Origin of the sequence: Enhygromyxa salina, assembly GCF_002994615.1 — a bacterium.
GTDB lineage: Bacteria > Myxococcota_A > Polyangia > Nannocystales > Nannocystaceae > Plesiocystis > Plesiocystis salina_A.
This window is the reverse complement of the sequence record NZ_PVNK01000268.1, coordinates 1-26,581: the sequence shown is the minus strand read 5'-3', so window position 1 is coordinate 26,581 and position 26,581 is coordinate 1. Positions and strand designations below refer to the sequence as shown.

At 68.0% G+C, this 26,581-nt stretch carries 10 protein-coding genes; 4 read left to right on the top strand and 6 right to left on the bottom strand.

The features are described from left to right. Positions 1 to 18: 18 nt before the first annotated feature. The 3 genes from ENSA5_RS30880 to ENSA5_RS30870 are packed head-to-tail and all read right to left on the bottom strand — an operon-like array spanning position 19 to position 16,510. Entirely contained in the window at positions 19 to 408 is a 390-nt protein-coding gene (locus tag ENSA5_RS30880) for a hypothetical protein (protein WP_106395307.1), read from the bottom strand. Continuing rightward, entirely contained in the window at positions 405 to 7,820 is a 7,416-nt protein-coding gene (locus tag ENSA5_RS30875) for a SpvB/TcaC N-terminal domain-containing protein (protein WP_181198327.1), read from the bottom strand. Before ENSA5_RS30875 ends, ENSA5_RS30880 begins: the two co-directional genes overlap by 4 nt. Beyond that, entirely contained in the window at positions 7,817 to 16,510 is an 8,694-nt protein-coding gene (locus ENSA5_RS30870; RefSeq protein WP_106395305.1) for a Tc toxin subunit A-related protein, read from the bottom strand. The genes ENSA5_RS30875 and ENSA5_RS30870 overlap by 4 nt, the downstream gene beginning before the upstream one ends. A 1,004-nt stretch (positions 16,511 to 17,514) precedes the next feature. Here ENSA5_RS30870 and ENSA5_RS30865 point away from each other — a divergent pair. Further along, on the top strand, positions 17,515 to 19,182 hold the full coding sequence (locus ENSA5_RS30865) for a vWA domain-containing protein (RefSeq protein ID WP_258183073.1): 1,668 nt from the start codon (positions 17,515 to 17,517) through the stop codon (positions 19,180 to 19,182). A 277-nt stretch (positions 19,183 to 19,459) separates the two neighbouring features. Next, a complete protein-coding gene (locus ENSA5_RS30860) occupies positions 19,460 to 21,160 on the top strand; it encodes a hypothetical protein (protein WP_106395303.1) in 1,701 nt (566 codons plus the stop codon). 73 nt (positions 21,161 to 21,233) lie between these two features. Here the strand turns inward: ENSA5_RS30860 and ENSA5_RS30855 are convergent, their stop codons facing one another. After that, a complete protein-coding gene (locus ENSA5_RS30855; RefSeq protein ID WP_181198326.1) occupies positions 21,234 to 22,067 on the bottom strand; it encodes a hypothetical protein in 834 nt (277 codons plus the stop codon). 70 nt (positions 22,068 to 22,137) lie between these two features. Between ENSA5_RS30855 and ENSA5_RS30850 the strand changes: the two genes are divergently transcribed. Next, positions 22,138 to 23,073, top strand: a complete 936-nt coding sequence (locus tag ENSA5_RS30850) for a tetratricopeptide repeat protein (RefSeq protein WP_106395301.1) — start codon at positions 22,138 to 22,140, stop codon at positions 23,071 to 23,073. Then, positions 23,070 to 24,338 carry an outer membrane protein assembly factor BamB family protein gene (locus ENSA5_RS30845; RefSeq protein WP_106395300.1) on the top strand — a complete coding sequence of 423 codons (1,269 nt, stop codon included), beginning with the start codon at positions 23,070 to 23,072 and terminating at the stop codon, positions 24,336 to 24,338. Before ENSA5_RS30850 ends, ENSA5_RS30845 begins: the two co-directional genes overlap by 4 nt. Before the next feature lie 27 nt (positions 24,339 to 24,365). Here ENSA5_RS30845 and ENSA5_RS30840 read toward each other — a convergent pair whose 3' ends face one another. Beyond that, positions 24,366 to 25,331 carry a hypothetical protein gene (locus ENSA5_RS30840; RefSeq protein ID WP_181198325.1) on the bottom strand — a complete coding sequence of 322 codons (966 nt, stop codon included), beginning with the start codon at positions 25,329 to 25,331 and terminating at the stop codon, positions 24,366 to 24,368. A 112-nt stretch (positions 25,332 to 25,443) separates the two neighbouring features. Next, on the bottom strand, positions 25,444 to 26,581 hold a 1,138-nt coding region (locus tag ENSA5_RS30835; RefSeq protein ID WP_181198324.1), incomplete at its 5' end, for a peroxiredoxin.

The window sequence follows — 26,581 nt, the reverse complement described above, 5'->3', positions numbered from 1 at the left end:
GAAACCGTCCCGTCCAGATCAAGATGCCCGATCTGCCTCGACCTCGAACCCGAGGGCGTAGACTCGCATCCGACTCGCAGTCGAATTCGTGATCACCTCGAAGCACATCAAGCCGGAGAGGTCTACGCCCAGCGGGGCCCACTTTTCTCGCACCGCGAGAAGCTCCGCCCCTTCCGTGCTGGAATTCGCTTCGAGTATCGATTCCGGCGCCGCCACACCGAAGTTCAACTCCATTGTCGCCGCGTAGCACTCGCGGAACCGGACGAGCTGGCGGGATTCGTCAGGCCACTCAACGCGAATGACAACTTCATCCCGCTCACCCGGCCTTGCTCGATCGATTTCCACACTCAACAGCGTCGAGTCATGCCATGGAAGCTCGTCAAAAGCCGTCTTGTCGTTCTGGATCATGGGAAGAATCCTGGGTCGCTGTCACCAGGGCGCGGGCTATAGTGTTTGCCCTTACCGTTCTTGTGGTAGTGGCTGTAGTTTGGACCTTTTCGGCCCGGAGCTGTTGGAGGATCGATTCTTAGCCGTTCCTTGAATTTTCCGTCAACGATCTTGCCGTAGTTTCCGCGTCGATGAGGGTTCTCCACGAAATGTTCGGGAATCTTGTGCTTCGGCCCCTTCGGCAAGACGACACCGTCCGGGGTGACCGCAAACACGTCGTCGGCGTACTTCCCTCCCCCCTTTGCGGCGGACCGAGCGGCGACAGGGCCGTCTGCAACCATGGTGGTCTCAACCGCATCCGCCTCAGCAGCACTCTCGGCTGCGGCAGTTTCGCCTGCGGTACTTTCGGCTGCGGCTCCGCCCCCGCCGTCTATCTTTGGAGGCTTGAGGTGCTTGATGGATTTGTTCCCAAGTAGCGCGGCGATCTTGCCACTGCTTCGGACGGCCAAGCTTGCTGCGCCAGCTGCAACGGCCGCGATGTCCACGGCGGCCAGAGTCGTGTCAAGAGCGCCCTGGAGTGCTTTTTCCGGGTTTGACTCATCGAACCCCTCAACGGTCGTCGTCAGCCCTTCATCGAGACGGCTCGGGGCGTTCAGCGTCCGCGCGATGGTCTCGCCGCCCATCTCGCCGAGGTTCGCCATGCCGACGAGGGGCGCCGTGGCAGCCTCCGCCCACGCCCGGAGAGGTGCTCCGCCGACATCAGACGCGGTACTCCGTACCGTGTCGGCGGTGGAACGAAGGGCCGTCGCAGCCGAACCGTATAGAGTTCCGGCTATTTCAGCACCTTGTTCTCCTTTTTCGATTAAGAACTCGCCCGCTTCACCAGCCAAATTGCCAGCCTTTCGAGCCGCACGATCTGCGATCCTCGCTGCCTCGTCGGCCGCCTTACCAGCAGCCTCCCCAACTGCCTCGAACAAGCCCCATTTTCGGCCGCTTCGATCTTGTCGTGAGATCGGATTGGCCCCCGAGTACCCATACCGATTAGCCCCATCCCCCAGCCCAATCGGATCCGCCGCTGTCCACCGCCCCAACCACGGCGCATAGTACCGAGCCGAGTGATACGCGAGCCCCGTCTCCTCGTCCCGCTCCATCCCCGTGTAGCGGTACCGCTTCGTCGAGACGTCGATGCTCGCGTCCACCGCCCGGTACGCGCTCGTGCCGTAGGGGTGGTACTCCTCATACGAGATCACCGCCCCGCTCCCGTCGAGATCCGTCGCCGCCGACCCGAGGTGGTTGCTCAGCTGATAGCGCCACCCCCCCGTCGGGCTCCCGACCGCCGAGCCACCGTCGACGGTCTTCGTCTCGATGAGGCAGATCCGCCCGCTCCCATCGCTGATGTGCAACGACTCGCGCTCGAGGTCGAGCGTGCCGTTGATGCGCTTGCGGTAGATCTCGAACGACCCCAGGTAGATGCGCTCTTCGGTCGTCGTGCCCGACGTTTCGACGTACTTGCGGCTGCGCATCCCGCCGGCGTACTGGAAGTAGACCGTCTCGGTGCCGACGGTGACCTCTTGCAGCTCGTCCTCGTGGTTCCACACCATGCTCTGCAGGTGCGGCATCGTGGTCATGTTGCTGTGCGCGTCGTAGGTGTAGCTGTGCGTGTACGGACCGTTCGCGGGGTCGCCCGGGGCCGAGGTCTTCTCGAGCCGGTTGCCGTCGGTGTCGTACTCGTAGTGGTGGGTCCAGCCCGTCCCCATGCCGGGGATATGCTGCATCTTCGCGATGTTGCCGACACCGTCGTAGGTGTAGCGCTGCGTGTACCTCCGCATCGCGGACGGGTCGCTGGTCATCGGCTGGGGGCCGACGGGGAGCTGGTCGTGGGTGCGTTGGGCGGTGCCCTGCGTGGCGTGCTCGCGACCGGTGGCCTCGAGGAGGCGGTAGAGCGCGTCGTACTCGTAGGAGTTGGCGGCCTCGACGACGGTGTTGTTGAAGTAGACGGTCTGCTGCGCGGTGTCGCGGATGTCGGTGATGTTGCCGGTCGGGTCGTAGTGGTAGTGCAGGCCCTGCAGGGCTTTTTGGTCGGAAGCGCGGATCGTCGACAGGCGGGTGAGGCGGTAGGTCTGCGGGTCGTAGGTGTAGGTCGTCGTCGTGGTCGGCGTGTCGGCGGGACCGTAGACCACGCTCTCGCGCTGGCCGCGGGCGTTGTAGGTGATCTCGCCGACGACGGTCTCGGCGGTAGGGCTGCCGCGGTGGTGGAGCTCGACGCGCTGGAGGCCGCCGCCTTCGTCGTAGGTGTACGCGACCTCGCTGTTGTCGGGCGAGATCGCCCGGAGCACGCGGCCGAGGGCGTCACGTTCGGTGCTCGCCGAGAAGGTCTCGGGGTCGAGCAGCGGCGCGGCGGCGGTGGCCATCGCGGCGACTGTACTTTGTCCGAGCAGCGCACTCCAGTCGGGTCCGGTGGTCTTGCTCGCGACGAGTTGGCGCTGCTCGGAGGTCGGGTGGCCGTCGAAGTCGAACGCGACGGTGGTCGCAGCGCCCGCGCCGTCGTAGACACGGTAGACGCGACCGACATGGTTGGTGGCGGCGGGGGAGGCGAGCAGGTCGCCATAGACCACGCGGCCGAGCAGTTTTTCGGGGTCGCCGCCGACGCTGACGGTCCGGTCCACGGGGCGGCGCAGGGGGTCGTAGGTGTACGAAAAGCGCTGGTCTCGGCTGTCCCAGCTGCGCATGGGCTGACCGAGGGCGGTGAGCAGGTGCTGTCGGTCCCCCGCGTCGACGCTGCCGACGAAGAGCGACTGGCCGAGCATGCCGAAGGCGCGGGTCTCGGCCGAGTTACCGCGCGCGTCGATGACCTCGAGCAGGTTGCCCTGGATGTCGAGGATGGACTTGGTCGCAAGAATTTCGTCGCCGCCCTGGCCGTCCTTGTTGTGGGCGACGGTCAGGAACGGTCGGCCGAGGGTGTCGAGGTGCGCGACGGTCGGGGTGTTGGCGTGCTTGGCCGCGAGAACGGCGGCGCGCCGCTCCTTTTGCAGCGCGACATCCGGCCCCTGGTAGTCGATGCGCTCGGCGTACCAGGCGCTGTCCAGCACGGTGTCGTTGACGTCCCAGCTGGTCTGCTCCCAGGGGGTGAAGTCGACCCTAGAAAACGTGCCGTTGGGCAGGTCGGTGCGGATGAGGCGGCCGAGCGGGTCGTAGTGGTTGAGGGCGGTGACGCCTTGCTCGACCAGCTCGGCCTCGTCTTCGTACTCGGGCGTGCTGGAAAAGTAGGGCTCGTACGCCTTGACGACGTTGCCCTTGTTGTCGTTGACGACGCGGCCGTTGCCGACCCAGCGCAGGTTGGGGCTGGTGTCGGCGAGCACGGGCTGACCGTCCTGGTCGAGCACGAGCTGGCCGTCCGGGTCGCGCTGCGGCGCGAGGCCGGGCCGGGCCTGAGCCTTGACCATCACCACGCCGCCAGCCCCAGAAAAGTAGGTGCGTTGCTCGAGCCAGCGGGTGTTGGGGTCTTGGTGGGTCTCCCGCACCAGCGACTTGGCCCAGTTGGGTTTTCCCGAGGATTGCCAGGCGAACAGGTCGTACTCGAAGGTGCTGGTCGGGTCCTCGAGCGTGTCGCCGTCGTCGTCGCCGACCTTGCCCATGACCGCGCTGCGCTCGACCAGGCCGAGCACGTCGAAGGCGACCTGCGTGCGGTTGCCGTTTTTGTCGGTGAGCTGCCAGGGCGCGAGCAGGCGGTAGTCATGCTCGGCAGTCACGGTGTTGCCGAGCGGGTCCGTGCTGCCGACCACGAGCAGCGCGTGCGCGTCGTAGGTGGTCGAGTGGACGTTGCCGTAGGGGTCTTCCACGGCCGTGACGGCGTAGAATTGTTCGGGGTCGTAGCTCGGGTGCCCGGTCCGCACCCACCAGGCGCCGTCAGCGAGCACGTACTTGCCATCGTCCTCGAGTTCGGCGTTGCTCGGCGCGCCAGTCAACGAGCCGAAAACCGCCTGCCGCTGGGTCTCGGTCATCGCCATCGCGTCAGCGTCGTAGGCCAGCGCCTTGCTCTGGACCACGCCATGGACCAGCGGCGCGGACAGGTCATCGGCGAGGTAGCGCGTGCGGCTGCGGCTGAGCAAGCGCTTGTCGACGCCGCCGGACAGCTCATCGTCGTAGGCGACGGCGTTTGCCGCGTCCGCGGCGTCGCGCAGGTCCTGCCAGGTGAAGGCGGCGTTCGCTGGCGCGGCCAGGCCGTGCAGCTCGTAGCTGCGCGACTCGACCGGCACCCCGAGGCGCAAGCTATCAGCGTCGCCGTCGAGGTGCACGACCGCGGTCTCGGACAGCGTGACGTGAAGCGCAGACTGCTCCGCGTGCTCGGGCGTCCCTCGCCGCGGGTAGCCGACATCGGCCGAGCGCAGCACCGTGCCGTAGTCGTCGACCTCGAGCACGAAGCTGTGGGCGACTCGCGGATCGTCAGCGTCGCGCTCGTAGTGGTAGCTCAGCGCCTCGCGGTCGTGCGCCAGATACACGCCATGCTTATTCTTCCCCCGGGCCTGCAGCTGGCGGATCTCGAAGCTCGCCTCGCTGACGGTGTACGGCTCGCCCTCGAGCTCGGACCCGTCGAGCGCGTAGACCTCCGTCCGCAAGGTCCTGCCCGCGAGCGCCCGCACGGCCTCGCGCGCGTCGCCGCCCCGCAACCCCTTCGGCAAGCTGCTGTCGGGCACCGCCCACGCGGCCGCGTCCCCGCTCCAATACTCCTCGGCGAACAGCTTCGAGAGCTTGCCGCGCCCGATATAGGCCCCGGTGTGAAACCAGCTCTTCGTGTAGACCGGCGGCTGGTGGAGCTTCTCCTCGACCACGTCGAACTGCTCGAACGCGAACAGCCCATCCCCTGCAAGATCCTCGAAGGACTCGGTGTCCCAGCTCTCGACCAAGCCAAAGCCCCGAAACTCGCGCTCCTGCCCATCGAAGAACCCGTGGTGGTAGGCGAAGTGCTGCACGTAGCGCTGGCGCGTGACGTGGTCGAGGTGTTCGACTCGCTCGACCACCTGGACCGGGAACGGCAGCTTCGTCGCCCACGGTTTTCCCGCGGCCTTGTCGTGCAAATAAAACTTCGTCGAGGGCGCGTAGCGGACCCGCGTCTCGGCGCCCATGTTGTTTTTGGTCCCGACGAGCAGATGCGGCTTTTGACCGCTCGTCAGATCGATGTAGCGCAGCACCCCGCCGCGCCCGGCCGAGTGCGAGCTCGACCACACCAGGCATCCAGTCCCGTTGCCCTTCAGGTCGACGACCTCGACCCAGTCCGTGCTGCGCAGGCTCGGAAACTGCGACAGGTGCTCGCCCTGTGCGAAGCCGTTACCCGAGAGGTTGCGGTAGATCGTCGCCCCGCGATCCTCGAGGTAGATCAGATCCGTCGTCCCGCTGCCGTCGACATCAGCGAGCCGGACGCGCTGAGGATCAAACTCGTTGCCCGCGGCAAAGTACGACAGCCCCCGCATGCGGAGCATCCGCCCGAACCGACCAAACCCGAGGCAGGGCCAGTACGCGACCTCGCCGTTGCGAACGCGGACGAGATCCGGCAGCCCGTCGCCGGTCATGTCCGCGAACTGGATCGAGGTCCGCGCGTCGTTGAACACCAGCATCGGCTTCGAGGCCGCGTCGTGGGTGTTGGGGACGCGCTTGGGCGCCTCGAAGCCCTCGGCTCCCTTGCTGCGGTACCAGGCAAAGTGGTCGCCGCGGTCGATCAGCAGGTCCGGGAAGCCGTCGCCGGACACGTCGATCAGCTGGACCCGCGGATCTTGCCAGTCGATGTTGGGGATCGTCGAGAACTTGCGGAAGTTGCCCCAGCCCTCGTTGGCCGTCCGCGCGAAGAACCCCGGCGTCGGCGCGACGAAGCTGACCAGCTCCTTGCGACCGTCGCCGTCGAGGTCCATCAGCTGCACACCGGGCGCACCGAGCGTGGTCGGCCGCGAGGGCAAGGCAGCCATCGGCCCGAAGCGCCCATCGCCGAGGCCCCGCTTGAAGTACCAGGTCCCCGCCGCCTCGGTGACCAGGCCGGGGACGCCCTCGCCGTCGAGGTCGACCAGCCGCGTCATCCGACCGTCGATCCCCGCGGGCAGGTTCTTCAGCGTGGTCTCGTCGGTGACCTCGTGGAGCACCGGATCGATGGCGGCGTCGCTGTACTCGAACTCCAGCGTCGGCAGGGCCGCGGTCTCGTAGTGCCCGGTGTCCGTGTCGAGTCGGTAACTTCGCTGGGTGACACCAATCACCCGCGTCATCGCGGGGTCTTCGTCGTGGACCAGATCCGTCGACGCGACGAGGTAGGGCGCCTCGCCGAGCTCCGCAGCAAAATGGTGAAACATCAACACCCGCCGACACAGTCGCCGCGTGCGGATCTCGAACCCGGCTCGGTAGCTGGAGAAGGTGTCGAGCCGCGCGGGCCAGGGCCGCTCCTCGGCCGGGCTGACCTCGAGCTGCTCGCCGTGCCAGCTCCCATGCTCGCCGTAGTCGAGCACGACCTCGAACAGCCAGCCGCCCGCGACGAAGGGCGTCGCGTTGCCGTACTTGATCCGCTTGAGGTAGCGCTGGGCCTGGACCGGGGTATCCGCCAGCCGCGGCCGCTCCTCGGGTGCGTGCGGGTCGACGCCCTCGAGGTCCTCTTGCTTGTACTCGTAGACGACGATGTTCCCGCGGTCGTCGTGCGACTCCTCGAGCAACCACGAAAACACCCGCCCGGACGCCGCAGGGTCGGCGATCCTCGCCGCGGCGGTCCGACCAAAGTAGCTGGTCACGTTGTCGGGTGAGATCGTCTTCCAGAACACCTCGCCGGACGCCTTCGAGCGCCAGCGCTCGATCCTGGAAAAACCGCCCTCGACCCGGGGCGCAAAGCAATGGACGGCGTACCCATCGCGCAGCTCGAAGCCAACCGGCACGAGATCCTCGGCCCCCGCCAAGATGAAGGTGTCGCTCTTGTGTGGATCGGGGTGCGAGTCTCGGTACTCGGGCAGGCCCTTCTCCGTCTTGCGCGAGATCGCGGGCACGCCCAGCATCCACCCGAGCCCCCAGGGCCCGTTGCCCTGCGCCGAGCCGTAGCTGAGCGCGAGGCTGGGCCCAAGCCCGCCGCGGCCCGGAGACGTGGCGACGGGCACCGAGGTCGAGCCGGTCCCCGTAAAGGGGTTCGGCGAAAACTTCTCGCCGATGCTCCGCAACGCGCCGCCACCGGTGGGCAGCGAGATCGTCGGCGCGAAGGTCGACAGCGGATCCGCAGCCTGATCGCCCGCGCCACCAAAGGGCGAGCGATACGCCTGCGCGTAGGGGTTCGGATCATCCTTCTGCCCCGCACCCGGCGCGTCCCGGCCCGGGAACGCCCCCGCGTTGAAGGGCTGCCGCGACTGCGGACCCTCGATCGGAAGTGAGGGCCCCGAGGTCAGCCCAGGCCCTTTGCTGCGCTCGTCACCGCTCACGGCGCGTCCTCGAGCGTGTAGTGAAGAACCAGCACCATCCCCGCGAGCCTGTCGGGGTCCAGCACGCCGTCGGTCTGCAGCTGCGCCGGGATCGCGCCGTCGGCCACAGTCAGCGCCCACGTCCCCGGCTGCGTCGGCGAGCCGAGGGTGAAGCTCGCCGTCATGAACGCGTCATCCGGCGCCTGCACGAAGTCCTGGGCCGCCTGCACGAGGTCGAGCTGCGCCGCGACGTCGGGGATCGGCACCGACCCCAGGCTTGGCTCGAGCATCGCCGCGAAGCTCAGCTTCGTCACCGCAAACCCGGTCCTGCGCGCCAAGTACGGGAAGTGCTCGGCCAAGATCGGCAGCGACAGCACATGATCCCCCTCGTCGACCTCGAAGAAGCGCTCCCACTCGTTCGGAAACGCCTCGTGGACGGAGAGCAGCAGCGCCATCGGCTCGCCCGCGTGGATCGAGTTGAAGCGCTCAACCAAACTGTTCTCCGCCGCCGTCCGCAGCCCGGCGCCGCCGTTGCGGGCGGTGTAGTCGATGTGGACGACCACGTCCTCGATCGTCCGATAGTCGAACTGCCGGATCTTCCCGGGCAGCTCGAGCTTCCAGCTGCTCACCGCCCCGGCGTACTCGAAGGGGAGGTAGCGCTCGTCGCGAAAGTCGAGGTTGAACAGGCCGCCGTCACTGAGCGCGGTGCTGGTGGCGATCGTCTGACCCGCCCCGGTCCCATACGCGAAGCGAGCATCGCCGCCGACGGGCTCCTCGGCGTAGTCACCGAGCAGCTTCTCGCGCCGCGTCTTGTGGGTGAGCAGCTGCAAGCTCGCGCCCAGGCTCGTGTGCGGCCCGACGACCGCGGGGATCGTCAGCCGCACCGCCCGGATCCGCCGCAGGTAGTGCCCGGGGTGATCGAGGTCGAACAACACCTCCGGCAGATCAAAGGTGCAAGCCCCGGTCTCGCGCAACGCCTGCAGCTGCGCCGGGGCGAGCTCGGCCAGCGAGATGCTCTTGCGCAGCTCGAACTCCCGCACGTCCCGATCCATGTACGCGAGGTCGAGGCGCTCGAGATCGTGACTGAGCCGCTCCCCGGCGAGCAGCCCCTTGCGCAGGCTGTCCCAGTACCCGAACTCGATGATCGGCGGTTCGCTCGGTGGGATCGCCAGCTCGTGCCGATACGCCCGCTCGGCGCGCTTGGCCAGGTCGAAAGCGAGCTGGTAGGTCTGGAAGTACAAGTTTGCCAGCTGACGGCTCATCCAATCGTAGAGCTCGACATTGCTGAACTTCGCCCGCATGTACTCGTCGACGGCCTGGGCGTGGTCGAGCTGGGTCTTGTGATTTTCGATCTCGCGCTCGGCGATCGCGAGGCGGATGTTGGCCGCGACGATGTCCTTGTCGGCGCGCGCGTACTCGAGCTTGGCGAGCTCGTATTGGAGGCCCCAGTCCTGTGCGCGGCGGTGGAAGCTCGCGGTGAGTCCGGCTCGGTTGGCCTTGTACTCCTGCTCGCCGGCTGCGTAGGTGTACCCGGCCGCGATCATGTTCATGACGTTGGCGAGCTGCAGGCCGCCGAAGGACGCGTTGGGCGGGAACACGGAGGTCTGCGGGAACGCGCTGGCGATCGACGCGCCCAGCTGCAGGCCCTGCGCGGTGTTGCGCTTGTTCTGGGCCTTCTTTCCGGCGTCGAATTGCTGCGTTTCCTCGGGCGTCAGTTCGCGCTGGATCAACGTGAAGTAGTGCAGCTGTCGTTCGTCGATCACCGTGCGCGCGGCCTCGAGTGACTCGATCGCCGCGCGAGCTTCATCGCGCTGCTTGACCCGGACCTCGCGGACACGCGCGAGCATCTCGAGCTCCTGGCCCGCGCGGATCCGGCTGAGCTCCTCGGCGTCGCGCTTCTCGATCGCCGACAGCAAGCTCGCGCCGAGCGACCGCAGCGAGTTGGCGAAGGCCATGGCTCGGGCGTGGACCGAGCGGAAGCGGTAAGGCGGCAGGCCCGAGTCGAGCTCGGCGAGCACCGACTGGATGTCGACCCCCGCGGCCGTGGCCCGGACCAGCAGCGCCGGGTCGATCGGCGGCTCGAACAGCGGTAGCTGCCGCTCGACGCCGTCGATGTTCTGGCAGTGGCGGATCTTGAACAGCCGATCCGCGAGGATGTCCCAGTACTTCAGCAGCTCGGGGTTGGGCGGATAGCAGAAGTACCAAAAGTGCGAGACCACGGGCACGCGCACCCACGACTCGGGCGCCTCGGGATCGCCACAGCCTTGCTTTTTGACGGCCTGGGCCGGGAGGTGGATCCAGCTCTCGAGCTGGATCATCGCGTTAGCGAAGGGGTCGAGGCCGTTCGCGTCGAGCTCGGCGAAGGTCTTGGCGCTGCCCTCGGGCCCGGGCACCTCCTGCGGCCGGCGGCCGAGGAGCTGGGCGACCACGATGTAGAGGACCGTCGCCTCGGTGATCGACTCGATCGTGTCGCGCCGAAACAGGTGATCGGCCCACGCGATGAGGTTGTCGAAGTACTCGCGCAGCAGCGCCCGCTGGTACACGCCCGGGCGCACGCGGGCGACGGCGTGCGGATCGAAGGGGTTGGCCTCCCACGTGGCCACCTGCCGGGCGAAGGCCTCGACCGCGGCTTGTTGCTCGGCGGGCGTGACCCCGATCCCGAGCATGACCTCGAACTGATCCTTGGCCAGGATCGAGGCCTGCTCGAAGAAGGGCTTGATGCGCCAGAACTTCGAGGTCTCGGTCTCACCGGGGAGCTTCACCAGGTCGATCGGGTTGAAGATCAGGTGAAACCAACTCTGGGCTTCTTCCCAGCGCTGCTCGGTGCCGAGCTTGCCCGCGAGCAGCATCGGCACGTGATAGAAGATCTCCCAGTTGTAGTTGGCGTAGGGGCTGTCGAACTCGAAGTCGAACTCTTCGATCGGGATCTCGCCGCGGACGACGGGGTAGTTGAGGCCCATCTCGTCCTCGCCGAACGGGTCGTTGGTCTTTTGCTGACGAAAGAGCGAGCTGTTGGTGGGCGGCGCGTAGAGGCCTGGCAGGCCCTTGGTCGCCAGCGCGACTTGGAGATCCCGCGCGAAGGGGTGGTAGAGCTCGACCATGTCGAGCACGAAGCCCTGTGGATCTGCGGGATAGGCCTCGAGCTCGACGCCGAGGTCGAGATTCGCGCTCAGCATGGCCTGGCTGTTGGCGAGCAGCAGCCCGTGCGTGTAGGCGGGCGCGTCGGGGTTGTCGAGGACCTCCAGGGTCCCGAGCGCGGGCGTCCGCCCCGGTGCGCCCGAGGTCCACGGCTTGAGCTCGACGATCCCGTCACGGAGCTTTTGGGTCCGCCGCTTGGGCGAGCGGGTGCTCTGGGGCAGCTCGGGCGCGGGCGGAGGACACGCGACGTAGCGCGGCGGCTTGACGTGACCGATCCGCGCCGGGTTGGCGTCCTTGACCGCGAACGAGTAGCCGGGCTCGAGCAGGTACTTGCGCAGCCGATCGTCGTAGATGGCCGGCAACAAGGTCGAGAGGCCATCGGGGGTCCAGATATTGGCCTGGTGGACGAAGGTCGTCTTGCGGCGCTTCGAAGGCCGGTCGAACACGAGCACGCTGGCGTCGCCTTGCGTGAAGCGGGCAGAGCTCGGCTCGACGTCGGGGGCGTCCACGATGTAGGTCGGCGCCTTGACGTTTCGCTGGCCGTCGAAGTCGTCGAATTGCCCGAGCGCGACGAGTTGCTTGCCGTTGAGGACCGCCACGTCGGCGCTGGCCTTGGTCCCGACCGGGTCGACCTGATCGTCGTGGAGGTACGTGCCCATCCAGCGATAGCGAGGGTGAGCGAGCTGCTCGACCGGGTCGTAGCGAAACGTGGCGGCGACGCCGGGCAGGCCGTCGAGCTGGTCCGGATTCTGCCACAGCACGGTCAGGGTGATCTCGTAAACCCCGATCTTGAAGTGGAGCCGATAGTCGTGCTTGGGCAGGAACACCCGGTAGTTCGGCTTCGACACGGTGGGCTTGCTCCACCCGTCCGGTCCGCGCTCGAGGTGGTGGAGGCGAAAGCAGTAGGCGAGCTTTTCCTCGGGCAGCGCGACCTCGTGTTCGGTCGCCCAAAATAGATGCAGGCGGCCCTGGTGGACGCAGATGACGACGGCGTCGCTGTCGATCCCGCACGGAACCGCCTGCCATGCCTCCCAGGTGCCCGCCGCGAGCCGCCGACGCACGAACCACTCGTGCGGGCTCGCTTGCGTTCGCCCGAGCAGCCACAGCTCGTCGGTGTTCGGGTTCGTGTAGACCCCGATCATCTCGAGGTTGGCGACGCGGACGAGGCTCTCGAGGTAGGCGCCGAGGGCCTTCTCCACCCGAGGCGGATCGAGCACGCCCTGCATGAGGTTGGCCTCGAGCTCTTCGAACTCGGGCGACTTGTCGGCGCGCAGCTCGGGCTCGACCCAGTTCTCCGGGTAGAGGAACACCTTGCGGTTGGCCTCCCAGACCCGGTAGTTCTTCATCCAGCCCCAGCGCTCGATCGCCTCGGGGTCGAAGGTGACCTCGTCGACGTCGAGGTGCAGGAGCACGCGGTGGATGAAGATCTGGACCGAGGCGATCGCCTGCTTGATGCGCGAGGTCATCATGCAGGCGCTCATCTCGACGTCGATCAGCAGGTGCTCGAACACCTCGTTGGTCGTGCGAAACGCCGGGGTGATGGCGATCGCAGCGTCGACGAGGGCGTCGCGCTGACGCTCGCGGACCACGTCGCGCAGCGGCTTGGCGACCTCGGGCCAGCGGTCTTCGCCGTACTTGGCGCGGGTCGCCGCCTTGATCGCGGTGGCCTGCGTCATCGTCGGCGTGGGTGTGGCCCAGTCGAGCAGCACGTCGAGACCGACGCCGAGGCGCTCAGCCGTCTCGATGAGGAGTCGGAGGCGCGCGGGGATGAGCTCTTCGGCGACGGCGGCCGCGTGGGTGTCGTCGTAGCCGAGGGCGGTGGCGAGGCTCAGTACGGCTGCGGCGTCCCAACCGGCGTGGGCGGCCAGGATCCCGATCGCCTCCGCGAGGGTGCCAGCCTCGGCGATCTCGGCGGGCGCGAGCTCTTCGGGCCGCGACAGATCGCGCAGGTCGAGCGCCTGGCGGAGGCGGTCCCAGGACTCGAAGGTCGCGTCCGTGGCGGCGCCGTCGAGGGGGAGCGCGTCGAGGTCGAGCCAAGCGCTGCGGCCGGAGTACCACGCCACTTGATCCGGGCGCAGCTCGAAGCGCTCGCAGACCAGCGCGGCCTTGGCCAGGCGTGTCCACGCGGCGAACTCGTTCGCGTGGCTGGTGGGCGTCACCCCAGCGGCGAGCTGCTCGGGTGTGGCAAAGGGGAGCCGGTAGACCTCGAACAGCGGCGCCGACCCGGCGGGATCGGTCAGCACCGTCATGGCGAGGGCCTCGGCCACCATCGCCGGGACACCGAAGTGCGCAGCGATCGTGTCGAGCACCAGCGCTCGGCGGCGCAGGTGCCCGACGACCTTGCCGAGCAGCCACGCCCGACGCCGCGAGACCTCGAGCGAGTCCTCGTTCGCGTAGTCGCAGAGCACGCCCTTGGCGGCTTCGACGTCGAGAATTCCGGCGAAGCTGGCGTCGATGAACGCGTCGCGCTCGGCGGGCGTGAGCGCGGTGCTCCGATCGACGAGCTCGAGCGTCGCGCTGACGTCGGCCGGCTCGAGCAGCGCGGCGAGGTTGGCGGCGAGGGCCTGGCCGTCGGGGTCCTCGAGGCGCGCGGCCTCGTCCTCGATCGTGGCGAGGCCCTTGGCCAGCTCGGCGAGCGAGCGGCCGATCGTGGCCTCGTCGAGGGGGTCGAGTCCAGAGAACTCGTGGCGCAGCAACCAGTCGAGCTCGTCGACCGAGAAGCCGCTTTGGCGGATTGCGTCGAGCTGATCGACGAACGCGAGGGAGGCCGAAGGATCGGCGAAGGGGTCGAGTCCGGTCAGATTGACCAGACAGACGAATTGGGCGATCGAGAGCCGCAGCGCCCGGGCGAACACCACGCAGCGAACCAGCGCGGTGAAGTTGGCGAAGGAGAACGCATCACTCGCCAGCTCGGACGCGGCCAAGAGCTGGTAGTCGCGCTCGCCGATGCCCAGACCTGCGAGCACGCGAGGTAGCTGCGCGGTGGTGATCGCCGTCGCGGGGGTGCTCTCGCCGAACAATTTCGAGCCGTCCCCTGCGGGGAAGAAGTCGGGGTCGACGGGGCCGAGATCCTTGCCGAGGAAGCGTCGGGTGTAGAGCGATCGCGGCTCGCGGTCGCGGGCGTCGATCACGGTCGCCCAGAAGGTCGCTAGCTCGTCCCACGAAAGCCGCAGGCGATCCCGGAGCCGGACGACCTCGGCGAGGCTCCGCAGGGCCGTGCGCTCGAGCGTTCCGCCAAGGGCGTCACACAGGAGCACGTTGAGCAACCGCGCCGGGATCTGCGAGGCCCGCTGCAGCCGGACGAAGCGGTGGATCCGATCGAGCGCAGGTGCATCCAAGAACGCGATCGTGGCGTCGTCGAGCTCGCAGGTCTCGGCCCACTGCAGCGCGATGTTGCCGTCGGGGTTGATGAAGTCGAGGCCGACCAGCTCGCGCAGGGCGTCGAGCTCGAGCCGCGCGCGACGCAAGAGCTCGCCGACGTCGCCGGCCTCACCCGTGCCATTGAGGATCCCGACCCAGCCGTCATTTTGCGGGGTGGCGGCGAACCCCCAAAACTCGCGGCCGTCGGGCGAGCCGGTGCCGCCTGCGACGATCTCGAAGGAGGTCGCGTCGAGGCCGAGCACGTCACCGGCGATCGCGTCGAGCGAGGCGTCGCTCGGCGCGAGCATCGCTACGCGGCGCATGAGCTCGTGACGCGGCACGCCGAGATGGCGCAGGTAGGTCTGGGCCTCGACGGTCGGGAGTGAAAAGGGCAGCGTCCACGGGTGGACGGCCTGCGTGAGCGTGGCGCCCTCGTAGACGTTGGCGTCGAGGTGCTCGGGGTGCAGGCGCAGCTCGGCCGCGGTCCACGTGGTCTGTTTCGAGCTCGGCCCGAGGCCGCCGTCGACGAAGTCCTCGAGCAGCTCGTTGACGAGGTCGATGTAGGGCAGCGGCGTGTTCGTGTTGGCGCAGTCGAGGAGAATGTGGGCGAGATCGGGCCGGCGCGCGAGCAGGACCTCGAGGGCATGTTCGGCCTGCGCGGCCGGGCGTGCCTTCAAGAACGCCAGCAGATCCGTCAGGTAGGCGGCCGGGCTGAACACGGACCGGCAGTGCTCGCAGGCGCAGTAGTCGAGGTTGCCGAGGATCGTCGACAGCTCGGCGAGGCCGTTTGGCGCCTCGTCGAACTGCTCGGCGCCCGGGAACGCGACGGGTACGAAGTCGGCGTTGGTTTTGGCCAACGCGAGCTGCGAGGACAGCCCAACGACCAACGAGTGGACCTTGGCGGCGTTATCCCAGACCGCGCCCGCGAGGGCTTCAGCGTCGTGGTCGTCGCTCGGGAGCGAAAGGCCGATCTTTGTCACAAACTCGCTGCGCGTGCTGGCGATGATCTGCGTGGCCGAAGTGATGCCCTGCTCGAGCAGGGCCTTCGCGGTCGCGTAGCGGCCGATCGGCGGGGTCAGCCGGTAGACCCGCTGGACGATCTCCAAGTTGGTCCGGGCCTGCGCGTGCTCGGCCGGATCGACGCCCGCCCACGGTGCGACCGCGCCGTCGAGGTAGTGGCCGATCGTGCTCTCGACGATGTCGAACGCAGGGTTGTTGGTTAAAAAGGTTGCGAGGGCGGTCGTGTGCGGCGGGGCCGAGGCGGCCTGCTCGTCGCGTGTGATCGCGGCGCCGAGCGACGCCGACGGGTACGCGCCCTCGAGCACATTGAACAGCGCGCGCGCGTAGTTCTGGCGGCGCTCGGTCGCGTCCGTGCCAGGGATCTCGTCTGGAGCCGTGACGCTGCGGGCCGTCAACATCGCGTCCCATTCGGCCACGCTCCACCTCGCGGTGTCGGCGACTGTGGTGATCTTGCCGTCGCTTCGTTCGGCCTGCAGCGCCTCGAGCGTTTCGAGGTGCGCGTCGACCAAGGTCGCGGCCTCGATCGTGAACTTCAGGACCGGGATCTCGGCGCCGAGGCTCGAGCCCGATACCGCCGCCCAAAAGTCCTCGATCGGCCCGCTGTGCGCGAGCCACAGCTGCGTGAAGATGCGCTGCTGGGCATCGGTCAGGGCCGCACTGTCGAGCAGCACGCGCTGGTTGACGCCAGCGACGGGCCGGGCGACTGCGGCGTCGACGACGATCTCGCGCATCGCCGCGAGCTCGTCCGCGACCTCTTGATCGCGAGCCTCGGGTGACCCGTCACCGGGTTGCGGGATCAGGATTCGCGCCCAGCCATCCCGAAGCGCGCTCTCCCACGCTGACTCGCCAGCGCGCACGAGCCCGAGGAGATCGGCCGGCAGCCCCGCGCGCAAGAACGCGTAGCAGCTCTGCGCCTTGACGGTGCGACCGTCGGCGATCCGGTGGGCCTGGATGAACGCGGCGAGGTGCGTCGGGAACACGTCTGCGCGCCGCGAGAGCCACTCGAGCCGGTCGGCGGGCACGTCCTTGGCTTCGCTGCCGCCAAGCAGCGGCCCGGCCTTGGCTTTGACCCGATGCCACTCTGTCAGGCCCTCGTAGGGACCGACGCCGAGCACCAAGTCCACGGTCACGAACGACTCGAGGTCGCTGATTAGCGGCGACTCGACCGTCTCGGCGCCATCGGTCGCACGCACGAAGAGGTCCCACGGGCTGGTCGGTGCGGCGGACTCGGCCCAGCTAATGGTGAATCTTCCGCTCGGATCCGTTGCAGCTGAAGCACCCTTTTGGGGCGGCTGACCGGTGAGGGTGAGGATTTCGTGAACGGTGACGGTGGCGCCGATTACGGGCACGCCATCGTTACCGACCACGCGGCCGGAAACTGTATAGTTGGGCATTGGTGGAGGCGATTCCTGCGACCCCGCTCGTCAACCGACCATGGGGCCGGTTGGATGAAATTGGGCCAATTCGGAGTGCGATTACGCTAACAGGTTCTATGGTCAGCTCAAGGAGAAATGTCGACAGTGCGACAACTTCGCGAGCTGACTCGATATGAGATGTCGCAACAAAAATACCGTGACGGGATCAGGGCCGAGATACACGCACGCGCCACGAAGGGGCGCCCCGCCTTGGGTTGTCCCGAACCAGCGGTCGGTAGTGAGCCCAGTCCGTGGGTACGCGTGCCCGCGTTGCCGGGCGGTGAGCACTACCCAGGGAATTTGAGCCTCGCGTTGAACCCGCGCCCAAGCAGAGTTCAGGAGGCCTCGCCGGCCCTCCGGCCCGCCGGGGAAGGGCGAGAGCGGGGGAGGGCTTGCGGGCGATGACCTCGCGCTCACCGCCTACTGCGACTTCTTCTCCACCGCCGTCGACGCCAGGGGCAAGGAGAGCTTCGATGAGTTTGAGGCGACCTTCTTTGCCGCCAGCGAAGTTTATTGAAAAGAGTTGGCAACGCGGCCGCCCGTCGCCAATGTAGTTGATGGCTAGTCGAGCTTCGATCGGGCCCAAACGGCGCAATTCAGCGTAACTCGGCCACCTTTGGTCTTGGCCTCGGGCTTGCTTTAGTCGCGGGCAGGCGACCGCACACACCGAGCGGCGCCCCCATCTTCCGACGTGGCTTCCGATGTGGAGCCCGCGTCGGCACAGGAGAGTCATGTCGCGCGTCAAATTTGCCACCAAGCTCACCCTCCTCACCGGCTGTGTCATGGCCACCACCATGTTCGCCGGTTGCCTCAACCACCCGCTCAAGCCCGTCGAGCTCGAGAAGAGCTCGACCGACGAGGAGCAGATCGATCTGATCGTCAACAAGGACGTCGACATCCTCTTCGTGATCGACAACTCCGGGTCGATGGGCGAGGAGCAGGCGATCCTGGCCAACAACTTCGGCTCGTTCATCGAGGTCCTCGAACAGGAGACGGTCGAGGCCAACTACCGCATCGGGGTCACGACCTCGGACAACGGCAACAGGTGGTGCGAGACGGGCGTGACCACGCCCGAGGCTGGAAACCTGGTCATGAGCTCCTGCAAGGACCGCATCGGCGACTTCGTGTTCAACAACGGCGAGACCGACGCCAGCGACATCGCCTGCAACGACATCTGCACCCTCGACGCGGCCGCGCTCGAGGTCCTGCCGACGACGACCGACGTCGACAGCATCGCGGCGCCGCGCCCGTGGCTCGAGAACATCGAGGGCAAGAAGAACATCCCCGCCACGACGGACACGGTCGAAGCCTTCAAGTGCCTCGGGCCCCAGGGCATCAACGGCTGCGGGTTCGAGTCGCAGCTCGAGTCGATGTACCTCGCGCTGATCCGGGCCCAGAGCGCGGAGGAAGCCAGCTACGGCTTCCTCCGCGCCAACGCGATCCTCGCGGTCGTGTTCGTGACCGACGAGGCCGACTGCTCCTACAACAAGAGCTTCTCGGAGATCTTCGAGCAGGACGGCAACAAGGTGTTCTGGTCCGATCCCACGGCCTTGTACCCGACCTCGGCGGTGTGCTGGAACGCGGGCGTGAGCTGCTCGGGCGACCCGAGCAACTACGACTCGTGCGACGCCGTCAACAAGGACGTCGACGGCAACGAGGACGTCGATGACGCGGCCGCCGTCCTCCACCCGATGAGCCGCTACATCGGCCTGATCGAGGGGCTCGAGCAGCAAAAGCAAGAGCTCAACCCCGATCAGGAGGTCATCCTCGGGCTCATCGGCGGCGTCTCCAGCGACCGTACGCCCTTCTATGGGGACGTCGGCGCGACGGACCCCGCGTTCCAAGACAACTACGGGATCGGGCCGGGCTGCCAGGCGGTCAACCCCAACAACCCCGACGAGCCGGTCGAGGCGGTCCCACCCGTGCGCCTGCGCGATCTCGTCGAGGAGTTCACGCCCAACAACATGCACTCGATCTGCGAGCCGCAGTACAAGGACGCACTCGACGCGATCGCCCGTGCCATCGAGAAGCAGATCGTGCCCGCCTGCTACACCAAGTGCGTCAAAGACACCGACCTGTCGACGGACGCCCTCGATCCCGAGTGCACCGTCCAAGAAGATCCACCCGGCGGTGGGGCGAGCGACGCCGTCACGATGCAAGAGTGCCTGCGCGACGCCGCCGGCTACGTCCTCGACGAGCAGAGCGGCGACTACGTCATGCCCAGCACCGACGCCAACGCCTGTTATGCGCTGCTGACCGACGACCCGACCGGGATGGCCACCGCGGACCCGGGCGACGACATGTCCAACTTCTGCGCCGGTTCGAACTACAACCTCGAATTCAAGATCGCTCGGCGCCCCGGCTTCCCGGCGATCAGCGGGACCGCGATCTCCGCGACCTGCTCGCTCGCCGACTTCGCCGAGCTCAGCTGCCCGGGGATCGGGGGCTGATCCCCGAGGCCCGGACCGGGATCGGGACCGAGATCGCTTGTGCGTGTTTGGCGCGAGACGCAGGCGCCCTGTTCCGGGCCTGGAGGAAAGCCTGTTGGCAAATCACGTGGCGATCGCCAACAGGGTTGACGGTCAATTGACGACGACGGGTCTTTACCTGGGCCGAATCACTGTGAGAATGTGTTGGCCTCAACTTTGCTTTGACGGTCCTGGAGTCCCGGCGCTTCCGCCGGCGATCATGACCCGCCCCCACCGTCGGAGCAGGAGACCAGCCAAAATGTCGCGCCTCAAGCTTGGAACCAAGTTCACCCTTCTCGCCGGCTGTGTCATGGCCACGACCATGTTCAGCGGCTGCCTCAACCACCCGCTCAAGCCCGTCGAGCTCGAGAAGGGCTCCGAGGTCGAGGATCAGCTCCAGCTCACCGTCAACAAGGACGTCGACATCCTCTTCGTGATCGACAACTCCGGGTCGATGGGCGAGGAGCAGGCGATCCTGGCCAACAACTTCGGCGCCTTCATCGAGGTGCTCGAGGCCGAGGAGGTCGAGGCCAACTACCGCATCGGCGTCACGACCTCGGACAACGGCAACGAGTGGTGCAAGTCGACCACGCCCGAGGCCGGAAACCTGGTCATGAGCTCGTGTACGAGCCGCATTAACGATTTCGTGTTCAACAACGGCGAGACCGACGCCAGCGACATCGCCTGCAACGACATCTGCAACCTCGACGCGGCCGCGCTCGAGGTCCTGCCGACGACGACCGACCTCGACAGCACCCCGTCGCCGCGCCCCTGGCTCGAGAACATCGAGGGCAAGAAGAACATCCCCGACACGACCGACACGGTCGAGGCCTTCAAGTGCTTCGGTCCCCAGGGCATCAACGGCTGCGGGTTCGAGTCGCAGCTCGAGTCGATGTACCTCGCGCTGATCCGGGCCCAGAACTCGGACGAAGCCAGCTACGGCTTCCTCCGCGCGAACGCGATCCTCGCGGTCGTGTTCGTGACCGACGAGGCCGACTGCTCCTACAACAAGAGCTTCTCGGAGATCTTCAAGCAGGACGGCAACAAGGTGTTCTGGTCCGACCCCACGGCCTTGTACCCGACCTCGGCGGTGTGCTGGAACGCGGGCGTGAGCTGCACGGGCGACCCGAGCAACTACGACTCGTGCGACGCCGTCAACAAGGACGTCGACGGCAACGAGGCCGTCGACGACTCGTCCGCGGTTCTGCACCCGATGAGCCGTTACCTCGGCCTCATCCAGGGTCTCGAGGAGGAGAAGCAGACCCTCAACGCCGAGCAAGAGGTCATCGTCGCGCTCATCGGCGGCGTGTCCAACGACGGCAAGGCCTTCTACAGCAGCGCCGCGGCCACGGACCCCGAGTTCGAGAACGACTTCGGCATCGGGCCGGGCTGCGAGGCGGTCAACCCCAACAACCCCGACGAGCCGGTCGAGGCGGTCCCGCCGGTCCGCCTGCGTGACCTCGTCGAGGAGTTCACCCCCGGCAACATGTTCTCGATCTGCAACGACGACTACTCGACTGCGCTCCAGGCGATCGCCCAGCGCATCGAGGATCAGATCCAGCCGGCTTGCTACACCAAGTGCGTCAAGGACACCGACGCCTCGACCTTGGTCGTCGATCCCGAGTGCACGGTCGAGGAGGACCCGCCCGGGACCGACAACTCGGTCCGCATCGAGGAGTGCCAGACCGACGCCTCCGGCTACGTCATCGACCCCAACACCGGCGACTACGCGATGCCCTCCGACGAGGTCAACGTCTGCTACGCGCTGCTGACCGACAGCAGCATGGCCACCGACTCGACCGACGACGACATGTCGGATTTCTGCGCGGCTCAGAACTACAACCTCGAGTTCAAGATCGCGCGTCGCCCGGGCTACCCGGCCGCAGGTGGCACGTCGATCTCGGCGACCTGCTCCCTCGCCGACTTCCCCGAGGTGAGCTGCCCCGGTATCGGCGGCTGAGTTTGCTCGCACGACGAGCGAGCACGAACGAGGACGGCTTCGGCCGTCCTTTTTCATGCCCGCAGATCGAGACTCAAAAGCGCACGGACAGTCGCGCGCTGCCGTGGAGGTAGACGGGCAGCTGCGAGAGCGCCTGCAGCAGCGCGTAGTAGCGAACCGACAGGCCCACGGCCCAGCGCTGGCCAAGCAGGATGTCGAGGCCGATCCCGGCGTGGACCTCGGGGAAGGGGGTGGGCCGACAGATCTCCTCGGCGTTGCAGCTCAGGCCGAGATCGCACACGCCCCCCTGACGGCACTCGGCGCCCCATTGCCCGGGCTGCGCCGCCGGCGGGCTGCGCACGAACAAGAGCCCCGCGCCGACGTCGACCCGTGGGACGAAGCGACCGATGTCGAGGGCGTAGACCAGCGCGGCCCCGGTGTTGGTCGCGTGGACCACCCCCTCGTTGGCCAGGAGCACGACCTCGCCCTCGTCCTCGTCGTAGGTGGTCTCCTCGAACACCGGGTGGAGCGTGTGGCCGCCGTAGACCCGGACGAAGAGCCAGCGCAGCACTCGCAGATCGAGCTCGAGGGTCGCGCCGCCCCCTCGCAGCGGGGTTGAGCCGCGGCCGATGAAGGGGACGTGCAAGGCCGCGTAGGTCGGAGCCGCCGTCAGCTGAACCCAGTGGTCGTCGTCGAAGCCGCGGGTCAGAGGTCGCTCGCGGCCGGCGCTCCACTGGCCGAGCTGGTTGTGGGGCGCCGGCATGAAGGGCGCGTCGTCGGGATCGCGCGGGGTCGGAGCTTCGAAGGGATCGTCGGGCGGAGCTGGCGCCTCGACGCGTGCGCCCGTGGGCGGACCCCAGCCGCCGACGAACAGGAGCAGGGTGAGCCCGACGAGACCACGCCGAGTTCCGCGCTGGTGGTCGCTCACGGGGCCCAGCATAGCGGTTCAGCCGGCGCTGGGTGGACAGGGGCCGGCCTGTCCGGTAGACAGGCCAGCCGTGAGCGACGACCTCGACTTCATGCCGGCCGCGCCGGAGGGCAAGGACGAGCCGGCCAGCACGGGCGCTGGCAAGGGTGAGGGCGACCGCGCGCCCGGCGAGCGCGCCGAGCTGCCGACGTGGAACCGCAGCCGACGCAAGCGCAAGGCCAACGTCAAGGCCGAGAAAGAAGACGACGCGTTCCAGCGCGGGGTCCGAAAGGCCAGCCGCCAGGTCATCGACACCCCCAAGCTCGTCATCGGCGCGATCGTCATCACCGTGGCCATGATCGCGGGCGGCGTGGCGCTGACCAACCGCAGCCACGCGTCCGACGCCGAAGCCGCGCGAACCCTGCAAGACGCGACCGCCGCGATCGTTCGCGGGCAGGTGGTTCCGCCCGAAGAGCAAGAGCGCCTCGGCGACTCGATCAAGCTCTATCGCATCCCGGTCTTCACGACCGAGGACGAGCGCGACACCAAGATCACCGAGCAGGTGGCCGCGGCCAAGAGCGCGGGCCGCAAGAAGGTCGAGCAAGACGCGCTGCTGGTCGCCGCCGCCCAGGCCATGCAGGCCGGTGACTTCGACGCCGCGCTGGCCGAGTACGAGACCTTCCTCGCCGACGTGCCCGAGGACCACCCGATGCGCTTCGCCGCGCTCGAGGGCAAGGGCAACGCGCTCGAGGCCAAGGGCGAGCTCGACGCGGCCCTCGCGAGCTTCCAGGAGATCGCGCCGCACACCTCCGACTACTACCGGGCGATGGCGCTCTATCATCAAGGCCGCGTGCTCGAGGCGCTCGAGCGCAGCGACGAGGCGCTGGCGATCTACCAGCAGTACTTCGAGGAATTCCCGCGCGAAGAGATGGCCACCCCGATGGTCCGCGATCGCGTCGAGGCCCTCGATCCCGACTTCGCAGCTCGGCTCGCGGCGCCGCCCCCTTCGCCGTTCCCAACCCCGTGACGAGCAGGCGCGAGCGCAGTGGCGTCCGGGTCCCGGTTTGGGCCGGGATCGTCGTCGGCTTGCTCGGCTGCGGTCCGGTCGAGCGCACCGTGATGGTCCACGAGCCCGAGGGGGAGGGCGCCCGGGCGATCTGGTCGGTCGACTTCATCCGCGAGTTCACGGTCCCGGAGAATTTCCGCTACCGGACCGAGGAGTACGGCTCGCCGGTCGCAGATCCCAGCCGCGAGGTCGTCTACGTCGGCAGCCGCGACGGCACGCTGCTGGTCCTCGACGACGGCGACGGGGAGGTCGTGTGGGAGCTGGCGATCGGCGGCGGGCTCAGCAGCGTCCCGGTGCTCGTCGTCGTCGATCTCGAGCAGGGTCTCGGACACCTCGCGCGGCCGAACGAGCGCCCGGACTGGTTGATCACCGGGACCGACGACGGCGCGCTGGTGGCCGTCGATCTCGACACCCGCGAGGTCGTGTGGCGCTACCGCACCAACGGACTGATCCGGACCCCGGCGGTGATCGGCGAGGGGGTCGTGCACTTCGCCAATTCGCGCGACCAGATCTTGACGGTGGATCTGCGCGGCGGCGAGTGGGTCTGGGAATTCGACGGCGAGTTCCAGAAGGATTTCACGGTCTACGGGCGCGCGGGCCTGGCCTATCAGGCGCCGGTCGACCCTGCGGCCGGCGACACGGGCGTGATCTACACGGGCTTCGCCGACGGCAAGGTCATGGCGATCGACGCCGTCAGCGGCGCGCCCAAGTGGACCGAGTCGCTCGCGCCGCTCGAGGGCCAGGGCCTGTTCGTCGACGTCGACACGACGCCCGTGTTGGTCGCCGAGCGCGGCGAGCTGCTGGTCGCCAACCAGGCCTCGGGGGTGTTTGCGCTGTCCACGGACGACGGCGCGCGGCGCTGGAACGCCAAGCTCCGGGCTGTCGGCAGCCTCGTGCCCGCGGCTGGGGGCATCGTCCTGGCCGCGAGCTCGCTCGAGGGGCTCTACGCCCTCGAGCAGGACGGTCGCGTGCGCTGGCACGAGCAGCTCGATCCGGGCTCGCTGGCGACGCCGCTGGTCGTCGGCAACACCGTGTTCGTCTCGCACTCCGACGTCGGGCTGCTCGCCTACGCGACCGCCGACGGCCAGCTGCTCGGGCGCTTCTTCAACGGCAGCGGCAGCTCGGGTCAGCCGAGCTTCGATCCGGTGCTCGGGCGCGTGTACGCCAGCTCCGACCGGGGGCAGCTCTACGCCCTGCGGATCGCAGACGAGCTCCTCGGTTCTTGACCGAGCCAGCCTTCAGCAGGGGCTCTCTCAGGGGGCCAAGGGATCGGCGCTGATGTGGCGGGTCAGCGCGGGCTGCCCGGCGATCAGCACGACGAGCTCCTCGCCGAGGACCTCGACGCTCGCGGCAGGCCAGGTGTCCCCGGCGTGAGCCTGAACCAGGCCCACCGGCCCCTCACGCCGCTCACCCCGTTGCTCGAGCAGGACGAAGCCGACCTCGTCGTGACCCCGGTGGCCGGGCAAGAGCGCGAAGCGACGCTCGCCGGGACCGCCGACCCACGCGCTGTCGGGGATCACATGGGCCGCGGGCACCCAGCCGCCGAAGAAGCGCTCGCCTCGACGAACCAGGATCCGGGCCCAGCGCAGGCAGGTGGGCGGGACCGAGGACAAGCCTGGGTCTTCGCATCGATCTTGGCTCTCGAGCAGCCACAGCGAGTCGTCGAGGTCGACGACCTGGTAGCGCTCGGAAGCGGGCGGCAAGCTTGGCGAGGGGGCGGCGAAGACTGGCGCGCGGGCGACCGCGAGGCTCGCGGGTTGCCAGTCGACGTCGGGGGGCAGCGGCAGCGCGCCCGCGGGGGGCCAGGCGTAGGGCTGCGCGCCACCGATAACCTCGGCCGTGACGACGAGGGCCGTCAAGAACAGGCCGTGGTCCGCGTACAGCCGGCCGCCGGGCACCGCCGTGGCGTCGCCGTTGTCGCTGACTGCGGCGAAGCTGTTGGCGTTGACCCACGTGAGGGCCTGGTCGAGGGTATCGACGCGACCGACGAGCTCGCCAGGCGGCGGCGCGCCCCCGCGTGGAAGCGCGTCGACGACCGGAGGCTGCGCGAGCGCGCGGGCGGCATCGATCTGGGCGCCGCGCGGTCCGATGAGCTCGACGCTGAGCCAAAACCCGCTCGGCGCGTCGACGATCGCAGGCGGGAGGGCATCCTCGCCCTCGGCTTGGGTTGACGAGGGTGGGGCAGGGGGCGGTCCCGCGCTGGCGACCGTGATCGGCACCGCGAACATGATCGCGCAAGCGAAAGCAGCAGCGGGGCGCATGTGTGAAAGCTACCCGCTGCTGCTCGTGTCTCGCAATCGGCCTGTGTGTTTGGCCGACTGGGGGCGGCGATCAGACGGACTCGGCCGTGGTCGGCTCGTCCGCGTCCGCCGGCTCGTCCGCGTTTGCCGGCTCGTCCTCGTCCGCCGGCTCGTCCTCGTCCGCCGGCTCGTCCTCGTCCGCCGGCTCGTCCTCGTCTGCCGGCTCGTCCTCGACCGCTGCGGGGCTGGCCGCGTCTTCGCTGTCCGACTCGTCCGGGTCGGACTCGGCCGGCGCCTCGACGTCGGTCGCGTCCGGTGCAGCGGTGTCGGCCTCGACTGGCGCTGATTCGGATGCCGACGCCTCGATGGCCTCGGACTCGTCGGGCTCGGGCTCGTCGGGCTCGGGCTCGGATGCCCGGAGGTCAGCGAGCACGGCGGCGGCGTGGCCAGCGGCCCTCCGGACCACGTACTTGCTCTCGATCGTGCCGTCGGGCCCGACCACGAAGGTCGAGCGGATCATCCCGACGACCGGCTTGCCGTAGAGCGACTTCTCGCCCCACGCCCCGTAGGCCAGCGACGCCTCGTAGTCGGCATCGGACAGCAAAACCACGCCCAGCGCGTGCTTCTCACGGAACTTCGCGTGTGACTCGAGGCTGTCGGTGCTGACGCCGAGGATGGTCGCACCGAGCGCCTCGAACTCGCTGGCGAGCTGAGTGAACTCCTGGGCCTCGGTCGTGCACCCTGAGGTGTTGTCGCGCGGGTAGAAGTAGAGCACGAAGCGCTGACCCGCGAGGGACGACGTGGAGTAGCGCTGGCCGTCGTCAGCCGGCAGATCAAACGCGGGCGCCTTGTCTCCGACGGCGAGCGTCACATCGCTCGCCGCAGGCTTGGCCGGTTTCGCTGGCGCGGCCTTTTTCTTGGCGGCCGGCTTTTTCTTGGCGGCGGTCTTCTTCTTGGCCACGGTCTTCTTCTTGGCGGCGGTCTTCTTCTTGGCCGCAGTCTTCTTCTTGGACGCCTTCTTCTTGGAAGTCTGCTGCTTGGCAGCCTTCTTCTTGGCGGCGGTCTTCTTCTTGGCGGCGGTCTTCTTCTTGGCGGCGGTCTTCTTCTTGGCGGCGGTCTTCTTCTTGGCGGCGGTCTTCTTTTTGGCGGCAGTCTTCTTCTTGGCGGCCTTCTTCTTGGCCGCAGTCTTCTTCTTGGCGGCGGTCTTCTTCTTGGCGGCGGGCTTCTTC